Genomic DNA, 25,690 nt, shown 5'->3' with positions numbered 1-25,690 from the left:
GAAACGCCGAATGGGCCGCCGGGTTACCCCGTCACCCCAGCCTGCCGTCGGTCACGTAGCGGACGGCCAGCGCGAAGACCTGCTCGGCATCGAGATCGCTGGTGTCGAACACCAGAGCATCCTCCGCCGGCGCCAGGGGCGCCACAGAGCGGCCTGCGTCGCGCGCATCGCGGTTCACCATGTCCTGGCGAACCGCGGACTCTATAACGTCGAGTCCCTTTTCGCGCAACTCCTTGAATCGCCGTTTCGCGCGCACATCGATGGATGCCGTCACGAACATCTTGCGATCGGCGTCGGGGCAGACCACCGTGCCGATGTCCCGCCCGTCGAGCACCGCCCCCTTGGCACCGTCGGGCGGCGCCGCCGCGAAGCGGCGCTGGAAGTCGAGCAGGGCCGCCCGCACGGCGGGAATGGCCGCCACCTTGCTGGCCGCCTGGGCCACGTCGTCGGTGCGCAGGCGCCCATCGTCCAGCAGGGCCGGGTCGAGCGAGCGGGCGGCGACCTCGGCCGTCGCCTCGTCGGCCGGATCGCCGCCCGCCTGCAGCACGGCGAAGCCGACCGCGCGATACAGCGACCCGGTGTCGAGATAGGCAAAGCCGAAGTGCCGCGCAAGGCGGCGGGCCAGCGTTCCCTTGCCCGAGGCGGCGGGGCCGTCGATGGCGACAATCATGGGGCGGCGGTCTCCGTCAGCGGGCGGATGCGGGCACCCAGGTCGTTCATCAGGCGGGCGAAGCCGGGGAAGCTGGTGTCGATGGCCGAGGCGTCGTCCACCGCCACCGGCTCGCGCGTCACCATGCCGAGCACCAGGAAGCTCATGGCGATGCGGTGGTCCAGGTTGACGGCGATGGTGGCGCCGCCGCGCGGCGGCTCGCCGGTGCCCTCGACGATGAGGTCGTCGCCTTCCACCGTCACCGTGGCGCCGCAGGCCGCCAGGCCCTCGGCCATGGCGGTCAGGCGGTCGGATTCCTTGACGCGCAGCTCGCCCAGGCCGTTCATGCGCGTGGTGCCCGAGGCGCAGGCGGCGGCGACCGCCAGGATGGGGAATTCGTCGATCATGGAGGCGGCGCGGTCCGCCGGCACGTCGATTCCGGTCAGGCCGGTGGAGCGGATTTCCAGGTCGGCGACGGGCTCGCCGCCCTCGACGCGCTCGTTCAGCAGGATGATGTCGGCGCCCATTTCCTTCAGCGTCTCGTAGAGGCCGAAGCGCAGCGGGTTGGTGCCGACGTTGCGCAGGATCAGGTGGCTGTCGCCGGTAATCAGCGCCGCCACCACCGGGAAGGCGGCCGAGCTGGGGTCGCCCGGCACCACCACGGGGGCGGCGCGCAGTTCCGGCTGGCCGACCAGGGTGACGCGGCGCCCCGTCGGGCCGTGCGGCTCCACCGTCAGGCTGGCGCCGAAGTGGCCGAGCATGCGTTCGGTGTGGTCGCGGGTTGCCGTCGTCTCGATCACCGTCGTCTCGCCCGGCGCATTGAGACCGGCGAGCAGCACCGCACTTTTTACCTGGGCGCTGGCGACGGGGGTTTCGTAGGTCACCGGCACGGCCTCGCCGGTGCCCTTGACGGCCAGCGGCAGACGGCCGCCTTCGCGCGACCAGAACTCGGCGCCGAAGCGGCTCAGCGGCTCGGTCACCCGCTTCATGGGGCGACGGCGCAAGGATGCGTCACCGGTCATGACGCTGGTCATGGGGTGGGTGGCGAGCAGGCCCATGAGCAGGCGCGCGCTGGTGCCCGAATTGCCCATGTCGAGCACGTCGGCCGGCTCGGTCAGGCCGCCGATGCCGCGGCCCCAGACGCGCCACACGGCCTCGCCGGCGTGGTCCTCGCGCACCACCTCGGCGCCCAGCTGGCGCATGGCGGCGGCGGTGGCCAGCACGTCCTCGCCTTCCAGCAGGCCGCGCACCACCGTCTCGCCGACGGCCAGCGCGCCCAGCATGAGCGAGCGGTGCGAAATGGACTTGTCGCCCGGCACCCGCAGTTCGCCGGACAGGCCGGCGACGGCGTCGGAGCGCAGGGCGCGCGGCGAAGGGGCGGCGGTGCTCATTGGTCGTCTCTTCCGCTTTATCTCTTGCGGCGCCGCCGTCTGCACTATATTGGGCGGCGCGGGAGCCTGTGTTTACCACACAGGGGAAGCATGCCAACAGGGCATTGCGCAGGCCCGGCATCCATGACAAGAACACAGCGGGACCTCCAGCCCGCCGGGTGCGCCATTTGGCTTTGACAGGCCGGGGCGATCATGGCAAATGCCCGGTCCCTGAGAGACCAGACAGTCGAGCTAGTTGGAGTGGGAGGACCACCGCGTGGCGAAACCGGAATGGGGCATGAAGCGGACCTGCACGCACTGCGGCGCCCGTTTCTATGATCTGAACAAGTCGCCCATCATCTGCCCGAAGTGCGGCGCCGAGAACGAAGCGGAAGTGCCGCTGAAGATCCGTCGCACCAAGGATACCAAGGTCGCCAAGCCGGCCAAGGTCGCCGTGCCCGACGACGAGACCGAAGAGGAAGATCTCGGCGTCGAGGACAACGACGACGAGGACGTGATCGAAGACACCACCGACCTCGGCGAGGACGACGAGGACATGTCGGAGGTGATGGAGCACGTCGAAAGCGAAGACGACGAAACCTGACGCGGGGCCCCGCCCAGGGGCTCCTCCGCCCGCTCCCCCGGCGCCGCCCGACCCCCGTCGGGCCGCGCCGGACGCGGCGGCGGGACCGGCGGCGAAGACGATGCGACGGCAGGTGATTTTTTCGCTTGCAGGCCATCGGCGAAGCGAGTAGGTTCCGCGTCCTCGGGCCGACCCAACCGGCCGGAGGGATTACCAGACGGGGCTGTAGCTCAGTTGGGAGAGCGCTACAATGGCATTGTAGAGGTCAGGGGTTCGATTCCCCTCAGCTCCACCAGATACCGAAGCCCGCCGCCGGGACACCGCGGCGGGCTTCGTGCTTTCGAACCCCTGCCCCGTCAGCGGTGCAGGTCGCGGATGTCGGCTTCCAGGTCGTTGAGGCGGCCGGCCTCGTCTTCCAGCAGGGTGCCGACGGCGGCGATCTTGGCGCTGAGCGGGCCCTGTTCGATGAAGGCGCGCATGTCGCCGGCGCGGCCGGCGTCGCGGAAGGCTTTGCCCTGGGCTTCCACCCACATCATGTAGTGGTAGCGCGCGCCGTCGGTCATGGGCGAGACGGCGTCGGTGATGAGGCCGATCTGCTTCACCGCCTCCTTGATGCCGGCCTTGACCACGAAGGACTTGCCGCAGGCGGCCTTGGCGCCCTTCACGGCGGTGTCGTACTTCTTCATGCAGGCGAGGAAGGCCTTCTGGCAGGCGATGGCCTCGGGCAGCGGCTTGCCGTCGACGCCCGACAGCTGCACCTCCTTGGCGGTCGCGAACCACTTCACGCCCGGCTTCTTCAGGAAGTCGGCGCTGCACAGGTCCTTGGCGTGGCGGCCGAGGATGTCGGTGAGCGGCCGCGGCGCGTTGTTCAGCGCCTCCTGCTTCTGCACCGAGTAGTCCATGAGGATGGAGTCGAGCGCCTCCGACAGCTTGGCGATCTCCTTGCGGTAGTCGTCGCCCTTGTCGGCCTTGTCGGCCTTTTCCAGCTGCTTGACGTAGTCTTCGCGCGCCTTCATGAAGACCACCATGGCCTTCTCGGTGCTGTCGAGCGTCGGCTTGGCGAGCGCCGCGTCCAGGGTCTTGCAGGCCGACTCCAGGCCGCTCGACTTGCGGAACACGCCGAGCAGGCTCTCGCTCGGCTTCTTCTTGCCGGTGGCCGTCTCGAACTGCTTCTTGGCGGCCTGCCACTGCTTCAGATAGCTCACGTGCTGATCCCCGATGCGATAGGCGCCCCGCCGCCCCCATGTCGGCGAAGCATGAACCATATCTACACCGAATGATCGCGGACATTCTACCTTTTGGCGCGGAGGCCGGGCCGGGCACGGGCGGGCGCGGTCGCGCGTTGCTGGAACAGAACCCCCGTTCCTCACGCACCGGAGGCCCGCCATGGTCGAGTTCCGCCACGATCCGTCCGTCGTCCCCGAGGACCCCAACGACAAGATCGCCTACCCCGAGGAGTACCTGCGCGAGATCCTGCACGACGTGTTCAAGGTGGCCGTGCTGGGCTTCCACCCGGACTACGAGAGCGCCGCCTACGTCCAGCGCCTGAAGGAATGCGACTACCACATCATCCCGGTGAACCCCAACCTGGCCGGCGAGATGCACGTGAACGAGGTGGTGCCGGCGAGCCTGTTCGACATCCCGAGCAAGTTCGACATGCTGCAGGTGTTCGGCGGCCCGGAAGACGCGATGTTCGCCGCCCAAGGCATCGCCGAGCACCGCGAGAAGCTGGGCGTGAAGGTGCTGTGGCTGGAACCCGGCACCTGGAACCCCGAAGCCGCCCGCCTGGCCGAAAGCGCCGGCGTGCGGGTGGTCATGGGGCTGGATGCGGCGGAGGTGGCGGAGAGGTTGGGGTGAGAGGATGGAGCGGGCGGCTGCTAGAAGGAAACCAGTTCGCGCTAGAGCCGCCGGCAACCTCTTGATGCATCCACCAATTTACTGCACCCTCCTTATATTTCGCATAAGCCAGGAGGGTAAGCATGAAGGTTATTAGCATTGTCAATATGAAGGGCGGCGTCGCCAAGACTACTCTCGCAGTAAACTTGGCCGATGCGCTGACGCAGCGGCACGGCAAGAAAGTCTTGCTAGTTGACCTGGACCCGCAGTTCAATGCTACTCAATGCCTTTTCTCGGGAAGCGAATATATCGAACTAAGGCAAAAGGGCGTCCCGACGATACACGATATATTTAATGATTCGCCCAACTCGTACGTGTCTGTAGTTTCTGGAACGACAAGGCGCGATTCACGCCCGCTGGAGGAGATCAGCCCCACCGTCGCAAAAGACCGCCTCCATATTATAATTGGCGACCTTGAGCTATACCGTCTGGAAATGGGAACAGGGCAAGGGCGCGAGCAGCGCCTGAAGCGATACCTAGACGCCACCAAGGCAAAAGAAAAATATGATTATGTGATTATTGACACACCTCCGACGCCATCGGCTTGGATGATGAGCGCCCTAATCGCCTCAGACTACTATTTAGTTCCCGTTAAGCCAGAACCTCTGTCAACGACAGGCATCGATCTACTAAGGGGCGTCATTCACCGCTGCTCGGAGAACTTCGGGCATCCGATATCGCTGCTCGGCGTGGTGTTGACGATTGCGGAAATCAACACCAATGTGTTCCGTGAAGCGAAGAGCTTTCTGGACGGCAACGACGTGTGGCGTGGGAAGCGTTTTAACGCACACCTTCCCAAAAGGACGGCCATAGCAAGAGGGCAATTTTCCCAGCAACAGATCCTAGACCTGCAGGACGCTGAGAGCAAAAGACTCCTGGCCAATGTTGCCAAAGAATTCTTAGAGAGAATTGGCGATGAGTGAAGAGCAGAAGAGACGACCCAGAAGCCGGTCCCAAGACCCTCGAAAATTTGCTCGATTTATTGAGGAGCTTCACTGGCTCCTTGAGTCAAATCGGGACATAGACTTCAAGTATATGCTAAAACCCCTTCTATCACCTGAGAACCACAGCAACACCAAGAGCTACAGATTCGACGAGTTCATGCCTGACAACCCTAACAAGCAGATGCTTGTAGGTGTTCTTCCTGTAATGTTTTCGGATGAAAGACTATTTCCGAACAATGAAGACATAGCAGATTTCTCTGCGACCGTACTTAACGCAAAAATACCAAGGTGGGAGAAAAAATCTAAATACGAAATTATTGGCCACATAGTGTGCCATACTGCGGAAGCAGACGATCAAAGACTGGAAAAAATCGCGCGGGCCCTCTCGAAAATAGCATCCGGAAGCTCCGGAAGAAATTATCTGATTGCGGCCAGCAGAATTGAGAAAAAGGGATGGAACGAGATAATACAGGAGCTCATCGGGGAAACCAAAGATGACGGATATTGACAAATCTTTCGCCGACCTCACCATATTTATAGAAAATTACAGCTTAGCACAGGCCGCAGGGGGTCCAGAATTTATAGCCCCTTTGAGAGTAATACATAAAAGGCTTTATCACCTTATGATCTGGATACAGCCTCTTGCGACAGCGGCGGGAGGTGCGAGGGAAGGCTCAGACGAGAATCTAAAATTCTTATACTTTGCGGAGTGCGTTTCGGATTTATGCCAAGCCGTATTGGTTGGGAGCCAAGGAATCTATAAAAGTGCCGCCATTGTTTTGAGGAGCGCGGTGGAGAATGCGATCAAATATATACTGATTAGATGTGGAGGCACGCCTAACCACACATCCGTCCACGAGCTGTTTTCTGATACGCGAGCTCGCCTAAATACTTCGCATCGGTCAATTGTGCCGGCGCTTGATAACCTTCGCGCAGAATATAGCGTTCTTTGTACGTACACTCACACCGCCGACCCCACCAAGATGACGCTGGCGCTCCACTTAAACCACTATCCTTTTTTTGAGGAAGGTCTTTGGAAGAAGTTTGGCAGCACCGCCAGCCGGTGCTGCGCAAACATACATATTGCTACCAGTTTACTAGAAAAAGACGCCTTTCGCAGCCTTCCCTATCAACACCGTGACATAGTGCTATCGGGACTACCAAGGCAGCTACGACGGACTCTCCAGTAGCTAAACATCCAGATTCGTCACGTTCAGCGCGTTCTCCTGGATGAACTCGCGCCGCGGTTCCACGACGTCGCCCATGAGGGTGGAGAACACCTCCTGGGCTTCGTCGGCGTGGGCGATCTTCACCTGCAGCAGGCTGCGGGCGTTGGGGTCGAGCGTCGTTTCCCACAGCTGGTCCGGGTTCATTTCGCCCAGGCCCTTGTAGCGCTGCATGGACAGGCCCTTGCGGCCGACCTCGATGAAGCTGTCGAGCAGCTGGACCGGGCCGCGGATCTGGCGCTCGGCGTCCTTGATCTTCAGCATCGCCACCTTGCCGTAATACTCGCCCAGTTCCTGCGCCATGCCGTTGAGGCGGCGGGCTTCCGAGCTGTGGACGGCCAGCGCGTCGATGACGTGGGTTTCCGTCACCCCGCGCAGGGTGCGCTTCAGCACGATGGCGCCGTCGTCGCGCACCTCGCCGGTCCAGCCCTTGTCGTGCTCGTCCTCCTGCAGGTCCAGGCGGCGGGCGACGTATTGCGCGGCGGCCTGGCCCTTGGCGGGATCGGCGAGCGTCTCCGGGTTGAAGGCGCCGGCGATGGCCACCTGTTCCAGCAGGCGCATGGGCACGCGGCGGGTCATGTTGCCGAGCAGCGTCTTGGCCTGGCGGCCCTTCTCCACCAGCTCGCGCAGGTGGTTGCCGCTGATCTGGGCGCCGGTGTTCAGGGTCAGCACCGAGTCGTCGATGGCCGTGCCGATGAGGAATTCCTCCATGGCCCGGTCGTCCTTCAGGTAGGTGGACGACTTGCCGCGCGTCACCTTGTAGAGCGGCGGCTGGGCGATGTAGAGGTGCCCCTTCTCCACCAGATCCGGCATCTGACGGAAGAAGAACGTCAGCAGTAGGGTGCGGATGTGGCTGCCGTCGACGTCGGCGTCGGTCATGATGATGATCTTGTGGTAGCGCAGCTTCTCCAGCGTGAAGTCGTCGCGCCCGATGCCGGTGCCGAGCGCGGTGATCAGCGTGCCGATTTCCTGGCTGCCCAGCATCTTGTCGAAGCGCGCGCGCTCCACGTTCAGGATCTTGCCGCGCAGGGGCAGGATGGCCTGGAAGGCGCGGTCGCGGCCCTGCTTGGCGGAGCCGCCGGCCGAGTCGCCCTCCACGATGAACAGTTCGGAGGCGGCCGGGTCGCGGTTCTGGCAGTCGGCCAGCTTGCCGGGCAGGCTCGCGATGTCGAGTGCGCCCTTGCGGCGGGTCAGTTCACGGGCGCGGCGGGCGGCCTCGCGGGCGGCGGAGGCTTCCACCACCTTGCCGACGATCTTGCGGGCTTCCTGCGGGTGTTCCTCGAACCACTGGGCCAGCTTGTCGGCGACGATGGTCTCGACCACCGGCCGGACCTCGGAGCTGACCAGCTTCTCCTTGGTCTGGCTGGAGAACTTGGGGTCGGGCACCTTCACCGACAGCACGCACGACAGGCCCTCGCGCATGTCCTCGCCGGTCGGCTGCACCTTTTCCTTCTTCAGCAGGCCGGTTTCGGTGGCATAGGCGTTGATGGTGCGCGTCAGCGCGGCGCGGAAGCCGGCCAGATGGGTGCCGCCGTCCTTCTGCGGGATGTTGTTGGTGAAGCACAGCATGGTCTCGTGGTAGGCGTCGGTCCATTCCAGGGCCGCCTCCACGGTGATGCCGTCGCGCTCGCCGGCCACCGCGATGGGCGGCTCGTGCAGCGACTGCTTGGCGCGGTCGAGGTAGCGGACGAAGGCCTCGATGCCGCCCTCGTAGTGGAATTCGGTCTGCTTGGGCTCGGCGTGGCGGCGGTCTTCCAGCACCAGGTAGACGCCGGAGTTGAGGAAGGCCAGCTCGCGCAGGCGGTGTTCCAGCGTCGCGAACTCGTACTCGGTGATGGTGAAGATGTCGGGGCTGGCCTTGAAGGTGACCTCGGTGCCCGACTGCGGCTGGTTGCGGCGCGCATCCCACGGCGCGTCGCCCACCATTTCCAGGTGCTTGGCGGTCTCGCCGTTCTCGAAGCGGGCGTAATAGGCCTTGCCGTCGCGCCAGATGCGCAGGTCGAGCCATTCCGACAGGGCGTTCACCACCGACACGCCGACGCCGTGCAGACCGCCCGAGACCTTGTAGCTGTTCTGGTCGAACTTACCGCCGGCGTGCAGCTGGGTCATGATGACCTCGGCGGCCGACACGCCTTCCTCCTTGTGGATGTCCACCGGGATGCCGCGGCCGTTGTCGCGCACCGTGACCGAGCCGTCGCCGTTGAGGATGACTTCCGAGCGGTCGCACCAGCCGGCCAGCGCCTCGTCGATGGCGTTGTCCACCACCTCGTAGACCATGTGGTGCAGGCCCGAGCCGTCGTCGGTGTCGCCGATGTACATGCCGGGGCGCTTGCGCACCGCCTCCAGCCCTTTCAGAACCTTGATCGAGCTGGAGTCGTAGACGGGGACGGCCTGGGGTTCGCTCATGGTCACACTCTTGGTTTCAGTGCAAACGGGTGGGGGAGACGGTCGCCTCCCACACCGTGAGGTACTGGGCGCGCTCGCCGAAGCCGGCGAACAGCGCATGGTCGGTTCCGGTCAGCCAGCTCTGCGCGCCGAGGGCGGCCAGCTGGTCGAACAGGGCACGGCGGCGGGCATCGTCGAGATGCGCCGCCACCTCGTCGAGCAGCAGCAGCGGCGCCATGCCGCGCGCCGCCGCCTGGATGCGGGCCTGCGCCAGCACCAGGGAAATGAGCACCGCCTTCTGCTCGCCGGTCGAACACTGCTCGGCCGGCACACCCTTGGCGGCGTGGCGCACCGCGAGGTCGGTGCGGTGCGGCCCTTCGGCCGTGGTGCCGGCCTCGGCATCGCGGCGGCGGGCGGCGGCGAGGGCCTCGCGCAGGCGGTCCTCCGCGTCCACCGCCGGGGCGCCGTCGAGCCAGCCCTCCACCAGCCCGTCGAGCCGCGCCTCGGCCTTCGGGAACGGCCCTTCGGCCTCGGCCAGGGCGGCGGTCAGGCGGCCCATGAAGTCGCGGCGGGCGGCGGCGACGGCCACCCCGTGGGTCGCCATGGCGTCTTCCAGCCCGGCGAGCCAGGCCTTGTCCATCCGCCCGTCGCGCAACAGCCTGTTGCGCTGGCGCATGGCGGTCTCGTAGGCGGCGGTGCGCGTCGCGTGCGCCGGATCGAGGCCGTAGACCATGCGGTCGAGGAACCGCCGGCGGGCGCTCGCCCCTTCCACGAAGATGCGATCCATCTCCGGCGTCAGCCACAGGGCCGTGACATAGTGCCCCAGGTCGCCCTGCGCCCGTGCCGTCTCGCCGTCGATGTGCACCGTGCGGCGGTCGCTCGGGCCGCGCTCGCGCCCGGTGCCGATGGTCACCTCGCCGAGCGGCCCATGCACCCGGGCGGCGACGGCCCATCCGGCGAAGGGGGCGCCCTCGGCGTCGCGGCGGGTCACCTCCGACAGCTTCGCCCGCCGCAGGCCGCGGCCGGGGGAGAGGAAGGACAGCGCCTCCAGCAGGTTGGTCTTGCCGGCGCCGTTGTGGCCGGTCAGCACCACCGGGCGCAGGTCCACGTCCAGCCGCAGGTGGCCGTAGGCGCGAAAGTCGGTGAGCGTCAGGCGGGTCACGCCGATGCGCTCCCCTGCCCCGCCCGATCCGCCGCCGTGCGCGGCCGCGCCGCCCTCGGACGCATGGAAAACCCGGTCCCGTCCACGCAAAATGGCGCCCGTCACACCCGCATGGGCATCAGGACGTAGATCGCCGAGCCGTCGTTGACCTCGCGGATGACGGTGGGGCTGGCGGCGTCGGCCATGTCGAAGCGGGCCGCCTCGCCCTCGATCTGCGCCATGATGTCGAGCAGGTAGCGGGAGTTGAAGCCGATCTCGAGCGGGCTCGCGTCGTAGGCCGCCTCCACCTCTTCCACCGCCGAGCCGGCCTCGGGGCTGGAGGCCGACAGGGTCAGCACGCCCTTTTCCAGCGCCACCTTGATGGCTCGGCTCTTTTCCGTGGAGATGGCCGAGACGCGGTCGACGGCATCGGCGAAGACCTTGCGGTCGACTTCCAGGATCTTGTCGTTCTCGGTCGGGATGACGCGCTCGTAGTCGGGAAAGGTGCCGTCGATGAGCTTGGAGGTCAGCACCGCCTCGTCGAAGGCGAAGCGGATCTTGGTCTCCGACAGGCTGACGGACACTTCCATGCCCGTTTCCTCGATGAGCTTGCGCAGCTCGCCCACCGTCTTGCGCGGCACGATGACGCCCGGCATGCCGCCGGCGCCCTCGGGCAGCGGCACCTCGAAGCGGGCGAGGCGGTGGCCGTCGGTCGCGACCGCGCGCAGCACGTCGACGCCGTTGGACTTGGCGGCGTGCAGGTAGATGCCGTTCAGGTAGAAGCGGGTCTCTTCCGTCGAGATGGCGAAGCGGGTGCGGTCGATCAGCGCCCGCAGGTCGGCGGCCGAAAGGCGGAAGGTGTGGCTGAACTCGCCGCCCACCATGGCCGGGAAGTCCTCCACCGGCAGGCACGACAGCGAGAAGCGCGAGCGGCCCGAGCGCAGCGACAGCTGGCTGTCGGCGCTGTCGTAGGTCAGCTCGATCTGCGAGCCGTCGGGCAGCTTGCGGACGATGTCGTGCAGGGTGTGGGCCGGCGCCGTGGTGGCGCCCGGCTGGCCGGTTTCCGCCGGCACCGCCTCGATGATCTCGAGGTCCATGTCGGTGGCGTTGAGCTTCAGGCCGTCACCGGTGGCGTCGAGGCGGACGTTGGACAGGATGGGAATGGTGTTGCGCCGCTCCACGACGCTCTGAACGTGTCCGAGGGACTTCAGAAGGACGGAGCGTTCGATGGTCAGTCTCATTGTCGCAAGCGGCCTGAAAATGGTTTGACAAGAATGGCTTCCCGCCCGCTTCGGACAGGGGGCCCGAGTATACCACAGGGCACCGGGGGGAGAAGGGAAAAGGCCCCGAAACACCGGTCCGGCGGGTGTAGGCTCAGCCCCCGTCGCCGATCGCTTGACGCAGCGGCTCCAGGCCCGTTCCCCAGATCCTGATGACCAGGAACAGAACCAGCAGGACGAAGGAATAGGCGAAGGCGCCGAGGATGCTCATGCCGAGCTGGCGCCAGATGTTGCCCAGCCCCTCCAGCGCTCCCGACAGCGTCGTGGCGAGGCGGCGGTGCTCGTCCGCGACGGCGGTGACCGCCGCCTCTCCCGCGTCGGACAACCGCGTGACCGCTGCGGCGGCATGCCCGGCGAAGACCTCGTCGGCAATCTGCGCCCGTAAGGCGTCCTCGCTGCCGGCCAAGTAGCTTTCCGCCGCCTCGCCGACCATGCGGCGGGCGGCATCGCGGAAGTCTTCCAGCTCGTGCGGGCCGACGGAGAACACGTAGTCCTCGACCTCCTGCGGCGTCGGGTCGCGCCCCTTTTCGCCGCGGAACCGGATCATCCAGTCCCGCTTGCGCTCCTTGTACAGAGCATAGGCAAGAAGTCCCGTCAGGCGCGGCTCGTCACCCGCCTCCACGAGGCGTTCGAACATGCGATTGTAGGGCATGGCGGTCAGCCCGCGGCGTCGCGCAACGCGCGGTCGAGCCTCTGGCGGTCGATGACCTTGTAGCGCCGGCCGCTTCGATCGGTCAGGAACCGCGTCGCCTTGGCGGTCGACTTCATGTCGATGACGATCACGCCGGCCGGTCCGCGTGCGCGCGCCGCGGCCGGATCTCGCCTCAGAAGCAGGGTCTGTTCCGCAGTCATGGCCCCTCCCGTCCTACGGGAAAATATCGCGCGGGCCGCCCGCCTCGTCAATGCCCCGCTCAGCTCTCCAGCATGCGGCGCAGCAGGTTCACGTCCTCGGCGAAGGCCGGATCCTGGCCCATCAGCTCCTCGACCTTCTTCACGGCGTGCATGACCGTGGTGTGGTCGCGGCCGCCGAACTTGCGGCCGATCTCCGGCAGCGAGCGGCTGGTCAGCTGCTTGGCGAGGTACATGGCCACCTGGCGCGGCCGGGTGACGGCGCGGGCGCGGCGGGCCGAGTGCATGTCGGAAATGCGGATCTGGAAGTGCTCGGCGACCTTCTTCTGGATTTCCTCGATGGTCACCCGGCGGTCGTAGGCGCGCAAGAGGTCGGCCAGCACCTCGTGCGCCGTCTCCAGCGACAGCTCGCGGCCGACCAGCTGGGCGTGGGCGACCAGGCGCGTCAGGGCGCCTTCCAGCTCGCGGGCGTTGGAAGTGATCTTGTGGGCGAGGAATTCCTTCACCTTCACCGGCACCTCGACGCCCATCTGCTCGGCCTTCGAATCGAGGATGCCGAGGCGCAGCTCGTAGGTGGTCGGGTGGATGTCGGCGACCAGGCCCGAGGCCATGCGCGAGCGCAGGCGGGCGCCGATCTCTTCCAGGTCGTTGGGCGACTTGTCGGCGGAAATGACGATCTGCCGGCCCTGGTCGACCAGGGCGTTGAAGGTGTGGAAGAACTCTTCCTGCGTCGAGTCCTTGCCGGAAATGAACTGCACGTCGTCGATCATCAGCACGTCGACGGTGCGGAACTGCTCCTTGAAGCTGATGGTGTCCTGGTGGCGCAGGGCGCGCACGAAGGAATACATGAACTTCTCGGCGCTCATGTAGATCACCCGGCGGTCCGGGCGGCGCTCGCGCAGGCGGTGGGCGATGGCGTGCATGAGGTGGGTCTTGCCGAGGCCGACGCCGCCGTAGAGGAACAGCGGGTTGAACGACACCATGTCGGAATCGGCCACCCGGTTGGCGGCGGCGTAGGCGAACTCGTTGGGCTTGCCGACGACGAAGTTGTCGAAGGTGTAGCGCGGGTCGAGCGGCGCCGACAGGTCGTCGACCACCGGAGTCGCGGTCACCAGCGCCGGCACGCCGGCCGACGGGGCCTGCGGCACGGTGGCGGGAAGGCTGGCGGGACGCATGGGTTCGGACGGCATGGCGCGCTCCGGCAGGGCGGTGACGGAGGCCGTGAGGGCGGTGGTCTGGGCCGCGGCGGCGGCGAGGCGGCCGCGCGGCTCCGGCGCCAGGCGCGGGGCTCCGGCAACGACCGTCACGTCGACGCTGCGCACCATGGGATTCTCGCCGTTCCACAGCGACCGGATGCGGTCGGCGTAGTGGGTCAGCACCCAGTCGCGGATGAATCGGGTGGGCACCGCCAGCGTCACCGCGCCGTCCTGCAGGCCGGCGACGGTCATGGGCTTCACCCAGCTCTTGAACGCGGCATCCCCGAACTCTTCGCGCAGACGATCCTGGACCCGATCCCACTGGGCGGCGAGTCCGGCGTCCATCTGGCCCTTGTCCATAAACGACTCCGACGCACTCTCGACTTGCAACGATGCCCCAGACACCGCGGTCTCCCACGTTCTCTCGGGACCCCCGCCTCGCCTGCCCCGTGGCAAACGGACGCTTGACCGGCGGCCGGCGTTGAGCCGTCCGGTGGGTCCACCATTATCCAATGCGATCCGTCGCGCGGTTCGCGCACGGCCTCGTTTCCCCCGCCGCCCTTCGGATTTTCGCCGCCGGCCCTGCCGGTTCGGTGGCTGATTGGCGGCGCCGGCGTACTGGCTCCGGCACCGGAGGCGTTGGGCGATGCGCCTCTGGAGGTCGCCCGAAGGCGCCGTGCGCGGCGCGCTTCGGCCCCGGCCGCCGGACCCTTGGGCACGACGTCGGCCGACCCTTCTGCGAGGGTGTCTGCCGAGGCCCGACAATGATTCCCCAAAACGCCCCGTCGAGAAAGCCGAATCTTGGCCACGGCAGCGGAACGTTTTATTTGGAATGCGAAAAGGAAACCGCGGCCCTTCAGCGGTCGACTGAAAGACTCGGCATCATTTTCGCTATCATCGGTGATCGGCATCCCTGTCTCGGGACGCCCTCTAGCAAGCCACGACAGCTAGCCGAAGGCAATATGTCCGAAAAGGGAACGGCGCATTTTGTGGATTCGCGGGAAAACGCGCGCCAAGCGCGCAAAAGGCCGCGCCTCCGCCGGGCGGAGGGCGGCCCCGGCCGAATCCGGTTCGGGTCGCCAGCGGGTGCCCGCAAGGAGCACCGCGGCTGACCGTACGGAAAGCTGTCTTACGCGGCCTTCAGTGCCTTCACGCGCGCGTTCAGGCGCGAGATCTTGCGAGCGGCGGTGTTCTTGTGCATCACGCCCTTCGTCACGGCGCGCGCGATTTCCGGCGCGGCGGTGGTGATGGCGGCCTGCGCCTGGTCGTAGTCGCCCGAGGCGATCGCCATCTCGACCTTCTTCATGAAGGTGCGGGTACGCGACTTGCGGGAGTGGTTGATCTCGTAGCGCTTGGCGTTGCGGACGATGCGCTTCTTCGCCGACTTGTGATGGGCCATTGCCTAACCTTGTTGTCTGTCCGTTTGGAACCGGCTTCGTACCGAAGCGCGGGTTATAAGGAATCACGAGCATGCCGTCAACCGGCAGCTTGTGGAAAACCGCCCCGGCCGGCGGATGCCGGCGGCCGGGGCGGCACACCGGCGTGACTCAGCGGTTCTTGAAATTGGGCTGGCGCTTCTCGACGAAGGCCGCCATGCCTTCCTTCTGGTCTTCGGTCGCGAAGGTGGAGTGGAACAGCCGGCGCTCGAACATGATGCCCTGCTGCAGGGTCGTCTCGTAGGAGGCGTTGACCGCTTCCTTGGTCATGTACACGGCCGGGCGCGACATGCCGGCGATGCGGTCGGCGATCTTCACCGCCTCGTCCACCAGGTCGGCGGCCGGCACGATTCGCGACACGAGGCCCGAACGCTCGGCTTCGGCGGCGTCCATCTGGCGGCCGGTCAGGCACATGTCCATGGCCTTCGACTTGCCGACGAATCGGGTCAGGCGCTGCGTGCCGCCGGAGCCCGGGATGGTGCCGATGGTGATTTCCGGCTGGCCGAACTTGGCGTTCTCGGCGGCGATGATGAAGTCGCACATCATGGCGATCTCGCAGCCGCCGCCCAGCGCGTAGCCCGCCACCGCCGCGATGATCGGCTTGCGGCAGGTGGTGATGCGCTGCCAGCCCACCGTGATGAAGTCCTGGAGGTAGGCGTCCATGTAGGTCTTGTCGGCCATCTCCTTGATGTCGGCGCCGGCCGCGAAGGCCTTCTCGGAGCCGGTCAGGACGATGCAGCCCACCTCGTCGTCGGCCTCGAAGGCGTCGAGCGCCGCGCCCAGGTCCTTGATGAGGCCGACGCACAGCGCGTTCAGGGCCTTCGGACGGTTCAGCGTGATGAGACCGACGCGGCCGCGCGTCTCCACCAGGATGTTCTCGTAGGGCATCGGAAAATGCTCCGTGGTCGATGGCTTGGGTTATGGTCTTTGGCGAAAATGGGCCTCGCGGGGGCTCAGTCCGGGGAAACCTCGAACCGGACCACGAGGCCGGATGCACCGCCCGGCGGGCGGGGGAAAGCGATGTGCAGGGTTTCCCCTTCGCGGCGGAACTCGGCGTTCGCGCTGCGCGTCCAGCCGAGCTGCGGCAGCGTCTCGGCATAGAAGTCGAGCACCTGGGCAGGCGTCGTCGGGCCGCTGGCATAGGCCTCGACGATACGGCCATAGGGCGAATCGAACAGCGTCGTGCTGTCGGTGCTCTGCTGCAGGCCCGGCATCAACGGCAGGTCTTCGAACCCGTCGACGAACGACTCGGCCCGGGCGCCGCCGGCGAGCGCCAGCACCACCAGAGCTGCGAGCACCGCCAGGGGGGCCCGTATGGCAGGCAGGATCCGCATGGCGCACACGCTATCTCACCGCTGTCGTTTGGCACAGAAAAAAGTCGAGCGCCCGGCCTGCACGATCCGGGCGATTCCGGGGGCACGCCCTTCGGCGGCGCCGCAGTCGCACCCGGGGCAGGGCTGCCCCTCGCGATCGTAGACGGCGAAGGCGTGCTGGAAGTACCCGAGTTCGCCGGAAGCCTGGCGGTAGTCCTTCAGCGACGACCCGCCGGCGGCGATGGCCTCCGTCAGCACCGACTTGATGGCGGGCACCAGCGCCGCGATCTTCGCCCGTCCGACGTTGTCGGCCAGCCGCCGCGGCGAGATGCGCGCCCGGAACAACGCCTCGCAGACGTAGATGTTGCCGAGGCCCGCCACCACACCCTGGTCGAGCAGCGCGCTCTTGATGGGCGTGCGCTTGCCGGCCAGGGCGGCCTCCAGCACGGCGGGCGTGAAGGCGTCCGACAACGGTTCCGGCCCCATCTCGGCCAGCAGCGGGTGCGACTCCACCGCCTCCACCGTCGACAGGGTCATCAGGCCGAACCGCCGCGGGTCGTTGTAGGTGACCAGCGCTCCGTCCTCGGTGGTGAACAGCACGTGGTCGTGCGGCCCCGGCGGCGGGAAGTTGGTGCCCTGCGGGCTCACCACCATGGAGCCCGACATGCCGAGGTGGCCAAGCAGCGCCACGCCGTCGTCCAGCTCCCACACGAAGTACTTGCCGCGGCGGCGGATGCGCTGCAGGCGCCGCCCCGTGAGGGCGGCGGCGAATCCGGCGGGAAAGGGGATGCGCAGGTCCGGCCGGCGGACCTCCACCTGCACGAGTCGCCGCCCCTCCAGCACCAGGGAGAGGCCACGGCAGACGGTTTCGACTTCGGGCAATTCAGGCATGGTTTCCGCACTGTAGCGGGTTCCACGGCGGTGTGAAGGGGCGAGCGGAAAAGGGGCGGCACCCTGCGGCGCCGCCCCTCCCCCGTCCTGTGACCGTCGCGGCCGATCAGGCGTCTTCGAACACGATGCCGGTCAGGCGTCTTCGAACAGCGCCGTCGACAGGTAGCGTTCAGCGAAGCTCGGCAGGATGACGACGATGGTCTTGCCGGCCATGTCGTCGCGCGCCGCCACTTCCAGCGCCGCGGCGATGGCCGCGCCGCCGGAGATGCCGACCGGCAGGCCGTCCAGCTTGGCGGCCTTGCGGGCGGTGGCGAAGGCGGTCTCGTTGCCGATCTTCAGCACTTCGTCGATGACGTCGCGGGCCAGCACGCCCGGCACGAAGCCGGCGCCGATGCCCTGGATCTTGTGCGGGCCGGGGGCGCCGCCGGACAGCACCGGGCTGTCCTCGGGCTCGACGGCGATCATCTTCACGCTCGGCTTGCGCTCCTTCAGCACCGTGCCGAGGCCGGTGATGGTGCCGCCGGTGCCGACGCCGGAAATCACCACGTCGACGGCGCCGTCGGTGTCCTTCCAGATCTCCTCGGCGGTGGTGGCGCGGTGGATCGCAGGGTTCGCCGGGTTCTCGAACTGCTGCAGCAGCACGGCGTTGGGCAGCTCCTTCACCAGTTCCTCGGCGCGGGCGACGGCGCCCTTCATGCCGTTGGCGGCGGGCGTCAGCACCAGCTCGGCGCCCAGGTGCTTGAGCATCTTGCGGCGCTCGAGCGACATGCTCTCGGGCATGGTGAGGATGAGCTTGTAGCCCTTGGCGGCGGCCACGAAAGCCAGCGCGATGCCCGTGTTGCCCGAGGTCGGCTCGACCAGAACCGTGTCCTTGCCGATGCGGCCGTCGGCCTCGGCGGCCTCGATCATGGCCAGGCCGATGCGGTCCTTGACGCTGGCGAGCGGGTTGAAGAACTCGCACTTGCCGAGCACAGTCGCCTTGGCGCCGGCTTCCTCGGCGATGCGCTTCAGCCGCACGAGCGGCGTCGCGCCGATGGTGTCCAGGATGGAGTCGTAGACCTTGCCGCGGAATTCGGGCTGGCTCATGGCATAAATCCCCGTTCTTGAGTGTAGTTCATCCGATATGCAGCAAACTTGACTGTATTTATAGCCGCATGGGAGCGAATTGCAATGGGCGGGGAGACGTATGGTTTCAGATGGTGAAGTCCATGGCCTCGTGGGCCTCGCTGCGCAGGCCGCCCTGGAAGGCCTTGGTGCACAGGTCGTCGACGGTGATGGAGTCGAGGCGCTGCATGAGTTCCTCCTGCATCTCCGCCCACATGGGGCGCACCACCGTCAGGCCGAGCGGGCTGCCGGGCAGGTCCTTGTAGGGGTCTTCCGCCGCCTCCATGGCCTGCACCACGCGCACGATCTCGCCCACCGTCACGCGGCGGCGTTCGCGGGCGAGGCGGTAGCCGCCCTTCGGCCCGCGCACGCCGACCAGGATGCCCGAGCGCACCAGGTGCTGCAGGGTCTGTTCCAGGTAGCGCCGGGGGATGCCCTGGCGGCGGGTGATCTCGCGGCTCTGCACCGGCTCGCCGCCGGCGTGGTAGGCGATGTCGAGCACGGCCTCGATGGCGAACAGCAGCTTCTTCGACGGGCGGAGCATGATGGGCGGTCCGTTGTTCTGAACGATCAGGCGGAAGTCTCGGCGCCGACCCCGGTGGAGCCGAAGCCGCCGGCGCCGCGCGCCGATTCGGGCAGGGCGTCCACCTCGGCCCACACGGCGCGGGTGACGGGGGCGACGATCATCTGCGCGATGCGGTCGCCGCGGGCGATGGTGAAGGGCGCATCCCCCAGGTTCACCAGGATCACCTTCACCTCGCCGCGATAATCGGCATCCACCGTCCCCGGGCTGTTGAGCACCGTGACGCCGTGCTTGGCGGCGAGGCCGGAGCGCGGCCGCACCTGCGCCTCGAAGCCTTCCGGCAGGGCGAAGGCGAGGCCCGTCGGCACCAGGGCACGCCCCATGGGGGCCAGGGTGAGCGGCGCGTCCTCGGGCAGGGCGGCGCGCAGGTCCATGCCGGCCGCATGGGCGGTCTCGTAGGCCGGCAGAGGCAGGTCGGCGCCGTGCGGCAGGCGGGTGACGGCCACCGTCAGGCGATCGGTGGAGGCGGGAAAGGCGGTCATGCGGGCTCCTTGGGCGAGGCGGCGGCGAGCGCCTCGGCGATGCGGGCGGCGAGGCGCTCGGCGGCGGCCTGCTTGGTCAGGCGCGGCCAGTCCTCGACGCCGTGGTCGGTGATGAGGTGCAGGGTGTTGTCGTCGCCGCCGAAGGTGCCGGTGGCGGGGGAAACGTCGTTGGCGAGGATCCAGTCGCAGCCCTTGCGGCGGCGCTTGGCGACGGCGTGCTCGACCACCGTTTCCGTCTCGGCGGCGAAGCCGACCACGAGTCGCGGTCGGCGGGCGCCCGCCTGCGACAGGGTGGCCAGGATGTCGGGGTTCTCGCTCAGCACCAGGGCCGGCGGCGCGCCGCCCGGCTGCTTCTTCAGCTTCTGGTCGGCGGCTTCCACCCGCCAGTCGGCGACGGCGGCGGCGCAGACCAGGATGTCGGCGGGCAGCGCGGCCTGACAGGCGGCGAGCATGTCGCGGGCGCTTTCCACCCGCACCATGCGCACGCCGGCGGGGTCGGGGATGGTGACCGGGCCGCTGACCAGCGTCACCTCGGCCCCCAGCGCGGCCAGGGCGGCGGCCACCGCATGGCCCTGCTTGCCGGAGGAGCGGTTGGCGATGAAGCGCACCGGGTCGATGGCTTCCACCGTCGGGCCGCTGGTGACCACGGCGCGGCGGCCGGCGAGCGGCCTGGGCGCCGCCGACTCGGCGAAGAAGCCCTTGACGGCGGCGATGATCTCCGCCACCTCGGCCATGCGGCCGGCGCCGACCTCGCCGCAGGCCAGATCACCGGAGTTCGGGCCGACGGTGCGCACGCCGCGCCGCTTCAGGGTCGCCAGATTGTCCTGGGTGGCCGAGTGGCTCCACATCATGGTGTTCATGGCGGGCGCCACCAGCACCGGCTTGTCGGTGGCGAGCAGCGCGGTCGTCGCCAGGTCGTCGGCCATGCCGGCGGCCATTTTCGCCAACACGTCGGCCGTCGCCGGCGCCACCACCACCAGATCGGCCTCGCGCGACAGGCGGATGTGGCCCATTTCCGATTCGTCGGTGAGGGAGAACAGGTCCTGATAGACCTTTTCCTCCGACAGGGCCGCCACCGACAGCGGCGTGACGAACTGCGCGCCGCCCTTGGTGAGGATGCAGCGCACCCGCACGCCGCGGTCGCGCAGACGGCGGATCAGCTCCAGCGACTTATACGCCGCGATGCCGCCGGTGATGATGAGCAGGACGCGCCGCCCGTCGAGCATGGAGAATTTCCATCAATTTAACGCGATGAAGGTGTGGATAACCTAGCGATCACGGCGCCCGATGGCAAGGCGCAAGGCGGGGTATTCGACGCGCTGACGCAAACGGTCCAGCCAGCCCGGCCTCGCCTCCCCCGCCAGGGCCGCCACGTCGACCAGGGCGGCGGCGGCGCGCACGAAGGCGGCGTGCCGCTCCTCCGCCGCCAGCGGCGGCAATCCGGTGGCGGCGGCCCAGGCGTCCAAAGTCGCGGGGGCGAGCGGCAGGCGGCGGCGATGGGCCCAGGCGGCGGCGGCCAGTTCCTGCCCCCACCAGCCCGCCGCCACGGGGTCGAGCGCACGCACCAGGGCGGCGGTCTGCGCCGGCGCCGCGGCGGCGGGGTAGTCGGGCCAGATGTCGGCATAGAGGTAATCGGGCCGCCGCCCGCCCGTCGCCGCGGCGAGGCGGGCGGCGAAATCGGGAGCCAGCACGTCGGCCTGCAGCAGGGTCACCTTGTCCCGGTGGGGCCAGGCGTCGAAGCCGCTGCCGGCGCACATGACGGCGATCACGTCGGGGGCGACCTCCGCCACCACCACCCGCTCCACCTCGGGCTTGGCCGCCACCGCATGGGCATGGAGCCCCATGCCGAGGCCGGCGACGACCACGAGGCCGCGCGCCCGCTCCCCGTGCCAGGCGTGGCTTTCCCGCTCCAGGGCACCGTTGGACATCCACGGCGTGCGGCCCTTGCAGAGGACGGCGCGGCGCGGCTCCACCACCGTGCGGCTGACGTAGCCGTGGGCGGCGCTGCCCCGCTGCACGCGCAGGCGCCACGGCCCTGCCTCCGCCTCACGCCACGGGGGCTCGGCGAGCGGCTCGAATCCGAAACGGCGGAGGGCGGCGGCGGTCATGGGGCAGCGGCAGGGGCGGTTGCGGGACGGCGCGGCTGCGCAACCCTACAACGCGGCCCCTCCGGCGCGGGATGACGGTGCGGTTAAAGATAGCCGAGGGTGGTGAAAGCCCCACGCGAGGCGGGCCGCAGGCGCCAGGTGCCGACGAAGGGGTTGTACAGCGCCACCAGACCGCCGGCGCCGCCGCGGCCGTCGTCCAGCCACGGCGCCCGCGCCTCCACCATGCCCTTCACGAACAGGCTGAAGACGCTGCCGGAATGGCCGAGCAGGCGGGACAGTTCCTCGGTCTTGGCACCCGGGCAGGCGGCCATGGCGCAGATCACGCGCCGCTCCACGTCGGTCGCCGGCCAGGCCGTGAAGGCGCTGACGATGCGCCGCTCCATGGCCTCCAGCCCCATGGGCCGCAAGCCGAGCGCCGCGCCGGACCGCTTCGGGCCGGGGAAGACGATGACGTTCGATTCCTGCGGGACCCGGGCGGCGGCGGCAGTGTTCATGATGGCGTTCCTGGCGTGACGGACGGGGACGAGCCTCTTCCGAAAAGCCTAGGGCGCCCGCCCCTCTCCGGGCCAGCGAGCTTAGGGGCTAGCACCATATGTCGGCGGCTACCCCCTCGGTCGGGCCTAGTTGCCGATGAGCAGGCCCAGCAGGATGACCACCAGCGCCCACGGCAGCAGCATGAGCACGGTCATGCGCGACCGCCGCGCCACCCGCTGCCCGGCCAGGGCGGCGAGGGTTTCCGGGTGCAGGCGCACCCCGCCGGAGGTGATCATGGCGGCGATCTTCTCGCCGTCGTCGATGATCTTCGGCAGCTTCTCCAGCGTGCCGACGACGCCGCCGACGGTCTGGCGGATGCGCGCCTCGGGGCCGAGGTTGGACCGCATCCAGTCCTCGATGAGGGGCTGCGACAGCTCCCACATGTTGATGTCGGGCGCCATGCGGCGGCCGACGCCTTCCGCCACCAGCATGGACTTCTGCAGCAGCAGCAGCTGCGGCTGCGCTTCCATCTCGAAGGTCTCGGTCACGGCGAACAGCTGGCCCAGCAGGCGGGCGATGGAAATCTCCTGCATGGGCTTGCCGAAGATCGGCTCGGCGATGGACCGCGCCGCCTGGGTGAAGGCGTCCACCGACTTGTCGGCCGGCACGTAGCCCGCCTCGAAGTGGATCTCGGCGACGCGGCGGTAGTTGCCGGTCAGGAAGCCGAGCAGCATCTCGCCGAGATAGCGCCGCGTCTGCACGTCGACGCGCCCCATGATGCCGAAGTCGACCGCCACCAGGTTGCCCTCGGCATCCACGAACAGGTTGCCGGGGTGCATGTCGGCGTGGAAGAAGCCGTCGCGGAAGACCATGTTGAAGAAGGCGTTGGCCGCCTTCGCCACCACCGCGGTCGGATCGAGCCCGGCGGCGATGACGGTGTCGCGCTCGTCGGTCGGGATGCCGGCGACGCGCTGCGACGTCATGATGCGCTTTGACGTGCGCTGCCAGTCGATGGCCGGCACGTAGAACGTGGTGTCGCCCGCGAAGTTGTCGGCCATTTCGGCGGCGGCGGCGGCCTCGAAGCGCAGGTCCATTTCCATGGTCACCGAGTCTTCGAAGGCGCGCACGCTCTCCACCGGCTTGAGGCGGCGGAGCGACGGCTGCGTCGCCTCCACGATCTCGGCGATCCAGTACATGAGGTCGAGGTCGCGCGCGATCATCTGCTCGACGCCCGGGCGCAGCACCTTGACCGCCACTTCCTGGCCGTCCGTCGTGGTGGCGAAGTGGACCTGGGCGATGGAGGCGGCGGCGACCGGCGTCTGCTCGAAGCTCGCGAAGAGGTCGCCGATGGGGTGGTCGAACTCCTCGGCGAAGATCTTCTCGACCTCGGCGAAGGGGAAGGGCGGCAGCTTGTCCTGCAGTTCCGACAGGTCCGTCGCCACTTCCTCGCCCATGAGGTCGGGGCGGGTGGACAAGGCCTGGCCCAGCTTGATGAAGCTCGGCCCCAGTTCGCGCAAGGCACGGGCGAGGCGCTGGCCGGGGCGGCCTTCGACGTTGCGGCGGCTGACGAGCTTGGCGAGCGCGGCGATCTCGCGCGCCACGCCGATGCTCTCCAGCGGGAACAGGGCGTCGTGGCGCGCCAGGACGCGGGCGATCTCGAACAGGCGGCCGAGGTTCTTGACGGTGCGGATCATGGTCTCTGCGGCCCGCCCGTCACAGGCGCCAGCCGGAGTGGATGCACGAGATGCCGCCCGACAGGTTGCGGTAGCGCACCTGGCCGAAGCCGGCCTCCTTCATCATCTCCACCATCCTGTCCTGCGGCGGGAAGCGGCGGATGCTCTCGGCCAGATACTGGTAGGCCTCGCGGTTGCGGGCGACCACCTGGCCCAGGGTCGGCAGCACCTTGAAGCTGTAGAGGTCGTAGGCGGCATCGAGCCCCGGCACCACGACGCGCGAGAATTCCAGGCAGAAGAAGCGGCCGCCCGGCTTCAGCACGCGGCGCGCCTCGGCCAGCGCGCGGTCGATGTGGGTCACGTTGCGCAGGCCGAAGGCGATGGTATAGAGGTCGAAGCTGCGGTCGGGGAACGGCAGGCTCTCGGCATTGCCGCACACCCACTCGAGCCCGGCGAGGCGCCCCTGGTCGGTGGCGCGCGAGCGGCCGACCTTCAGCATTTCGGCGTTGATGTCGCAGACCGTCACCCCGGCGACGGCGGAATTGGGCGCAGGCTCGGCCACGGTCTCGCCCGCCTCGCGCTTCTCGGCGCGGCGCACGGCGGCGACATGGCCGGCGCGGTCGAGGAAGCGGAAGGCGATGTCGCCCGTGCCGCCGGCCACGTCGAGCAGCGCCTGCCCGGGCTGCGGGTTCATCCAGTCGATGAGCGCGTTCTTCCACAGGCGGTGGACGCCGCCGCTCATCAGGTCGTTCATCAGGTCGTAGCGGGCGGCGACCGAGTCGAAGACCTCGCGCACGAGGGTCTGCTTCTCCTCGGTGCGGACGGTGCGGAACCCGAAGTGGGTGGTGTCGTTCTGCTGGCTCATGGCGGCGGAGGATAGCCCAAGGCGAATGCCGATGCGAGGGGGAACCGGCGGCGATCCGCGCGCCCCGTCAGGGGTCTACGCGATGGCGCTTGCTTGCGCCGCAACATAGGGTAAATAAGGTGTCCATGCGTGTCCTCTATTACCATTGTCTAAGCCCCTTCGCCCGCAAGGCCCGCGTCGTGCTGAAGGAGAAGGGCCTCGACTTCGACGAGATCGTCGTGCGCGACTGGGAGCGGCCGGACGAGTTCCTGGCGCTGAACCCCGCCGGCGACGTGCCTGTGCTCGTGGACGAGGGCGACCGGGTGATCTGCGGCGCGACGCCCATCTGCGAATACCTGGACGAAGCCTATCCCAAGCCCGGCCTGCTCGGCCCCGACCCCGTCACGCGGGCGGAGGTGCGGCGGCTGGTGGACTGGTTCGACCACAAGTTCTTCGCCGAGGTCACCGTCAACAGCGCCGGCGAGAAGCTGACCAAGCGCGTGCGCGGCGGCAGTGCGCCGGACAGCCGCGCCATCCGCGCCGGCCGCGCCAACGTGCACATCCACCTGCAGTACATCGCCTGGCTGACCGAACGCCGCACCTGGCTCGCCGGCGACGCCCTGTCGCTCGCCGACCTGACGGCGGCCTGCCACCTGTCGCTGGTGGACTACGCCGGCGACGTGCCGTGGGAAGACCACCCGCTCGCCAAGGACTGGTACGCCCGGGTGAAGAGCCGCCCGAGCTTCCGCCCCATCGTGAACGAGGTCATCCCGGGCATCCCGGCACCGGCGCATTACGCGGACCTGGATTTCTAGGGGCGGGCGCGCTGCCCGGCGGCCGACGCCCGTGCCGCCGTGGATGGCCGGATCAAGTCCGGCCATGAAAATTTCCTCTGTCTTATCAATCCCTTGTCATGCCCGGCCACCGAGCAGCCACCGAGCCGGGCATCTTCCGTGTTCAGCGTCAAGGGCAGTCGCTGGGTGGCCGGCGTCGGAGTGAACCGGGCGTGCTCCGCGTCAAGGCGCGCGGCGGGCGCGCCCGCCCTGCGGGCGGCTTCGGCCTTGACGCGTCCGCGCGCCCGGTTCGGGGGCCGGCCATGACGTCGGCGCGGAGCGCCGAGCGTCGGCCTTCGACGGGACGGCCTCACGAGGGCGCGGCGTACCTCCACGGCTGGTCGTCGCGGGCCATGGCGTTGAGGATGACCAGGGTCTTGCGCATCACCGCCGTCAGGGCGACCCGTCCGGGCCGGCGGTTCTCCGTGAT

General features: G+C 68.1%; 27 protein-coding genes and 1 tRNA gene. 7 read left to right on the top strand and 21 right to left on the bottom strand.

Going from position 1 to position 25,690, the window contains the following annotated elements; genetic code table 11:
* Positions 1-31 precede the first annotated feature (31 nt).
* Positions 32-670: a (d)CMP kinase gene (gene cmk, locus CRP50_RS20930; protein WP_097281145.1), complete on the bottom strand. Its 639-nt coding sequence runs from the start codon at positions 668-670 to the stop codon at positions 32-34.
* Positions 667-2,040, bottom strand: a complete 1,374-nt coding sequence (gene aroA / locus CRP50_RS20925; RefSeq protein WP_097281144.1) for a 3-phosphoshikimate 1-carboxyvinyltransferase — start codon at positions 2,038-2,040, stop codon at positions 667-669. The genes cmk and aroA overlap by 4 nt, the downstream gene beginning before the upstream one ends.
* Before the next feature lie 256 nt (positions 2,041-2,296).
* On the opposite strand from aroA, the gene CRP50_RS20920 reads away from it, so the two are divergent.
* Together CRP50_RS20920 and CRP50_RS20915 are read left to right on the top strand one after the other, a co-directional pair.
* The gene (locus tag CRP50_RS20920; RefSeq protein ID WP_097281143.1) at positions 2,297-2,623 is read left to right on the top strand and encodes a TIGR02300 family protein; all 327 of its coding nucleotides are present in this window, start codon (positions 2,297-2,299) and stop codon (positions 2,621-2,623) included.
* A 198-nt stretch (positions 2,624-2,821) separates the two neighbouring features.
* A tRNA-Ala gene (locus CRP50_RS20915) sits at positions 2,822-2,897 on the top strand.
* A gap of 61 nt (positions 2,898-2,958) precedes the next feature.
* Here CRP50_RS20915 and CRP50_RS20910 read toward each other — a convergent pair.
* Positions 2,959-3,807, bottom strand: coding sequence for a hypothetical protein (locus tag CRP50_RS20910; RefSeq protein WP_097281142.1), 849 nt, complete (start codon positions 3,805-3,807; stop codon positions 2,959-2,961).
* A 181-nt stretch (positions 3,808-3,988) separates the two neighbouring features.
* Between CRP50_RS20910 and CRP50_RS20905 the strand changes: the two genes are divergently transcribed.
* From CRP50_RS20905 to CRP50_RS26565, 4 genes are all read left to right on the top strand, one after another.
* Entirely contained in the window at positions 3,989-4,459 is a 471-nt protein-coding gene (locus tag CRP50_RS20905; RefSeq protein WP_097281141.1) for a CoA-binding protein, read from the top strand.
* 122 nt (positions 4,460-4,581) lie between these two features.
* Positions 4,582-5,421, top strand: coding sequence for a ParA family protein (locus tag CRP50_RS20900; RefSeq protein ID WP_097281140.1), 840 nt, complete (start codon positions 4,582-4,584; stop codon positions 5,419-5,421).
* Entirely contained in the window at positions 5,414-5,950 is a 537-nt protein-coding gene (locus tag CRP50_RS25280) for a hypothetical protein (protein WP_141415216.1), read from the top strand. Before CRP50_RS20900 ends, CRP50_RS25280 begins: the two co-directional genes overlap by 8 nt.
* Complete coding sequence (locus CRP50_RS26565; protein ID WP_141415215.1) at positions 5,937-6,632, top strand: HEPN domain-containing protein; 696 nt, start codon at positions 5,937-5,939, stop codon at positions 6,630-6,632. Before CRP50_RS25280 ends, CRP50_RS26565 begins: the two co-directional genes overlap by 14 nt.
* Here CRP50_RS26565 and gyrB read toward each other — a convergent pair whose 3' ends face one another.
* The 18 genes from gyrB to ubiE form a co-directional block, all read right to left on the bottom strand.
* A complete protein-coding gene (gene gyrB, locus CRP50_RS20895; RefSeq protein ID WP_097281139.1) occupies positions 6,633-9,074 on the bottom strand; it encodes a DNA topoisomerase (ATP-hydrolyzing) subunit B in 2,442 nt (813 codons plus the stop codon). It lies immediately after the preceding gene.
* A gap of 16 nt (positions 9,075-9,090) precedes the next feature.
* On the bottom strand, positions 9,091-10,215 hold the full coding sequence (gene recF / locus CRP50_RS20890) for a DNA replication/repair protein RecF (RefSeq protein ID WP_217992096.1): 1,125 nt from the start codon (positions 10,213-10,215) through the stop codon (positions 9,091-9,093).
* 101 nt (positions 10,216-10,316) lie between these two features.
* Entirely contained in the window at positions 10,317-11,435 is a 1,119-nt protein-coding gene (gene dnaN / locus CRP50_RS20885; protein ID WP_097281138.1) for a DNA polymerase III subunit beta, read from the bottom strand.
* Between the two features lie 133 nt (positions 11,436-11,568).
* Positions 11,569-12,126 (bottom strand): hypothetical protein, encoded by a 558-nt coding sequence (locus CRP50_RS20880; protein ID WP_097281137.1) that lies wholly within the window; start codon positions 12,124-12,126, stop codon positions 11,569-11,571.
* A 5-nt stretch (positions 12,127-12,131) separates the two neighbouring features.
* Positions 12,132-12,326, bottom strand: coding sequence for a hypothetical protein (locus CRP50_RS20875; RefSeq protein ID WP_097281136.1), 195 nt, complete (start codon positions 12,324-12,326; stop codon positions 12,132-12,134).
* A gap of 59 nt (positions 12,327-12,385) precedes the next feature.
* Positions 12,386-13,879: a chromosomal replication initiator protein DnaA gene (gene dnaA, locus CRP50_RS20870; RefSeq protein WP_245913596.1), complete on the bottom strand. Its 1,494-nt coding sequence runs from the start codon at positions 13,877-13,879 to the stop codon at positions 12,386-12,388.
* A gap of 769 nt (positions 13,880-14,648) precedes the next feature.
* Positions 14,649-14,918, bottom strand: a complete 270-nt coding sequence (gene rpsT / locus CRP50_RS20865) for a 30S ribosomal protein S20 (RefSeq protein WP_097281135.1) — start codon at positions 14,916-14,918, stop codon at positions 14,649-14,651.
* 148 nt (positions 14,919-15,066) lie between these two features.
* Positions 15,067-15,843 (bottom strand): enoyl-CoA hydratase, encoded by a 777-nt coding sequence (locus CRP50_RS20860; RefSeq protein WP_097281134.1) that lies wholly within the window; start codon positions 15,841-15,843, stop codon positions 15,067-15,069.
* 65 nt (positions 15,844-15,908) lie between these two features.
* Positions 15,909-16,289, bottom strand: a complete 381-nt coding sequence (locus CRP50_RS20855; RefSeq protein WP_097281133.1) for a hypothetical protein — start codon at positions 16,287-16,289, stop codon at positions 15,909-15,911.
* Between the two features lie 15 nt (positions 16,290-16,304).
* Complete coding sequence (gene mutM / locus CRP50_RS20850; RefSeq protein WP_097281132.1) at positions 16,305-17,159, bottom strand: bifunctional DNA-formamidopyrimidine glycosylase/DNA-(apurinic or apyrimidinic site) lyase; 855 nt, start codon at positions 17,157-17,159, stop codon at positions 16,305-16,307.
* Between the two features lie 132 nt (positions 17,160-17,291).
* Positions 17,292-18,245: a cysteine synthase A gene (cysK, locus tag CRP50_RS20845; protein ID WP_097281131.1), complete on the bottom strand. Its 954-nt coding sequence runs from the start codon at positions 18,243-18,245 to the stop codon at positions 17,292-17,294.
* 106 nt (positions 18,246-18,351) lie between these two features.
* Positions 18,352-18,807 carry an RrF2 family transcriptional regulator gene (locus CRP50_RS20840; RefSeq protein WP_097281130.1) on the bottom strand — a complete coding sequence of 152 codons (456 nt, stop codon included), beginning with the start codon at positions 18,805-18,807 and terminating at the stop codon, positions 18,352-18,354.
* Between the two features lie 26 nt (positions 18,808-18,833).
* A complete protein-coding gene (dut, locus tag CRP50_RS20835) occupies positions 18,834-19,328 on the bottom strand; it encodes a dUTP diphosphatase (RefSeq protein WP_097281129.1) in 495 nt (164 codons plus the stop codon).
* Entirely contained in the window at positions 19,325-20,554 is a 1,230-nt protein-coding gene (gene coaBC / locus CRP50_RS20830) for a bifunctional phosphopantothenoylcysteine decarboxylase/phosphopantothenate--cysteine ligase CoaBC (protein WP_097281128.1), read from the bottom strand. The genes dut and coaBC overlap by 4 nt, the downstream gene beginning before the upstream one ends.
* A gap of 42 nt (positions 20,555-20,596) precedes the next feature.
* Positions 20,597-21,436: a hypothetical protein gene (locus CRP50_RS20825; protein WP_097281127.1), complete on the bottom strand. Its 840-nt coding sequence runs from the start codon at positions 21,434-21,436 to the stop codon at positions 20,597-20,599.
* An 83-nt stretch (positions 21,437-21,519) separates the two neighbouring features.
* Positions 21,520-21,930 carry a hypothetical protein gene (locus tag CRP50_RS20820; protein WP_097281126.1) on the bottom strand — a complete coding sequence of 137 codons (411 nt, stop codon included), beginning with the start codon at positions 21,928-21,930 and terminating at the stop codon, positions 21,520-21,522.
* Positions 21,931-22,056: 126 nt separating this feature from the next.
* Positions 22,057-23,604 (bottom strand): 2-polyprenylphenol 6-hydroxylase, encoded by a 1,548-nt coding sequence (ubiB, locus tag CRP50_RS20815; RefSeq protein ID WP_097281125.1) that lies wholly within the window; start codon positions 23,602-23,604, stop codon positions 22,057-22,059.
* Positions 23,605-23,623: 19 nt separating this feature from the next.
* Complete coding sequence (gene ubiE / locus CRP50_RS20810) at positions 23,624-24,448, bottom strand: bifunctional demethylmenaquinone methyltransferase/2-methoxy-6-polyprenyl-1,4-benzoquinol methylase UbiE (protein WP_097281124.1); 825 nt, start codon at positions 24,446-24,448, stop codon at positions 23,624-23,626.
* Positions 24,449-24,573: 125 nt separating this feature from the next.
* On the opposite strand from ubiE, the gene CRP50_RS20805 reads away from it, so the two are divergent.
* On the top strand, positions 24,574-25,242 hold the full coding sequence (locus tag CRP50_RS20805; RefSeq protein ID WP_097281123.1) for a glutathione S-transferase family protein: 669 nt from the start codon (positions 24,574-24,576) through the stop codon (positions 25,240-25,242).
* Positions 25,243-25,690: the final 448 nt, after the last annotated feature.

Origin of the sequence: Caenispirillum bisanense (assembly GCF_900230255.1) — a bacterium.
GTDB lineage: Bacteria > Pseudomonadota > Alphaproteobacteria > Rhodospirillales > Rhodospirillaceae > Caenispirillum > Caenispirillum bisanense_A.
Note: the sequence above shows the minus strand (reverse complement) of the source record. Positions and strands in the feature narration are given on the sequence as shown.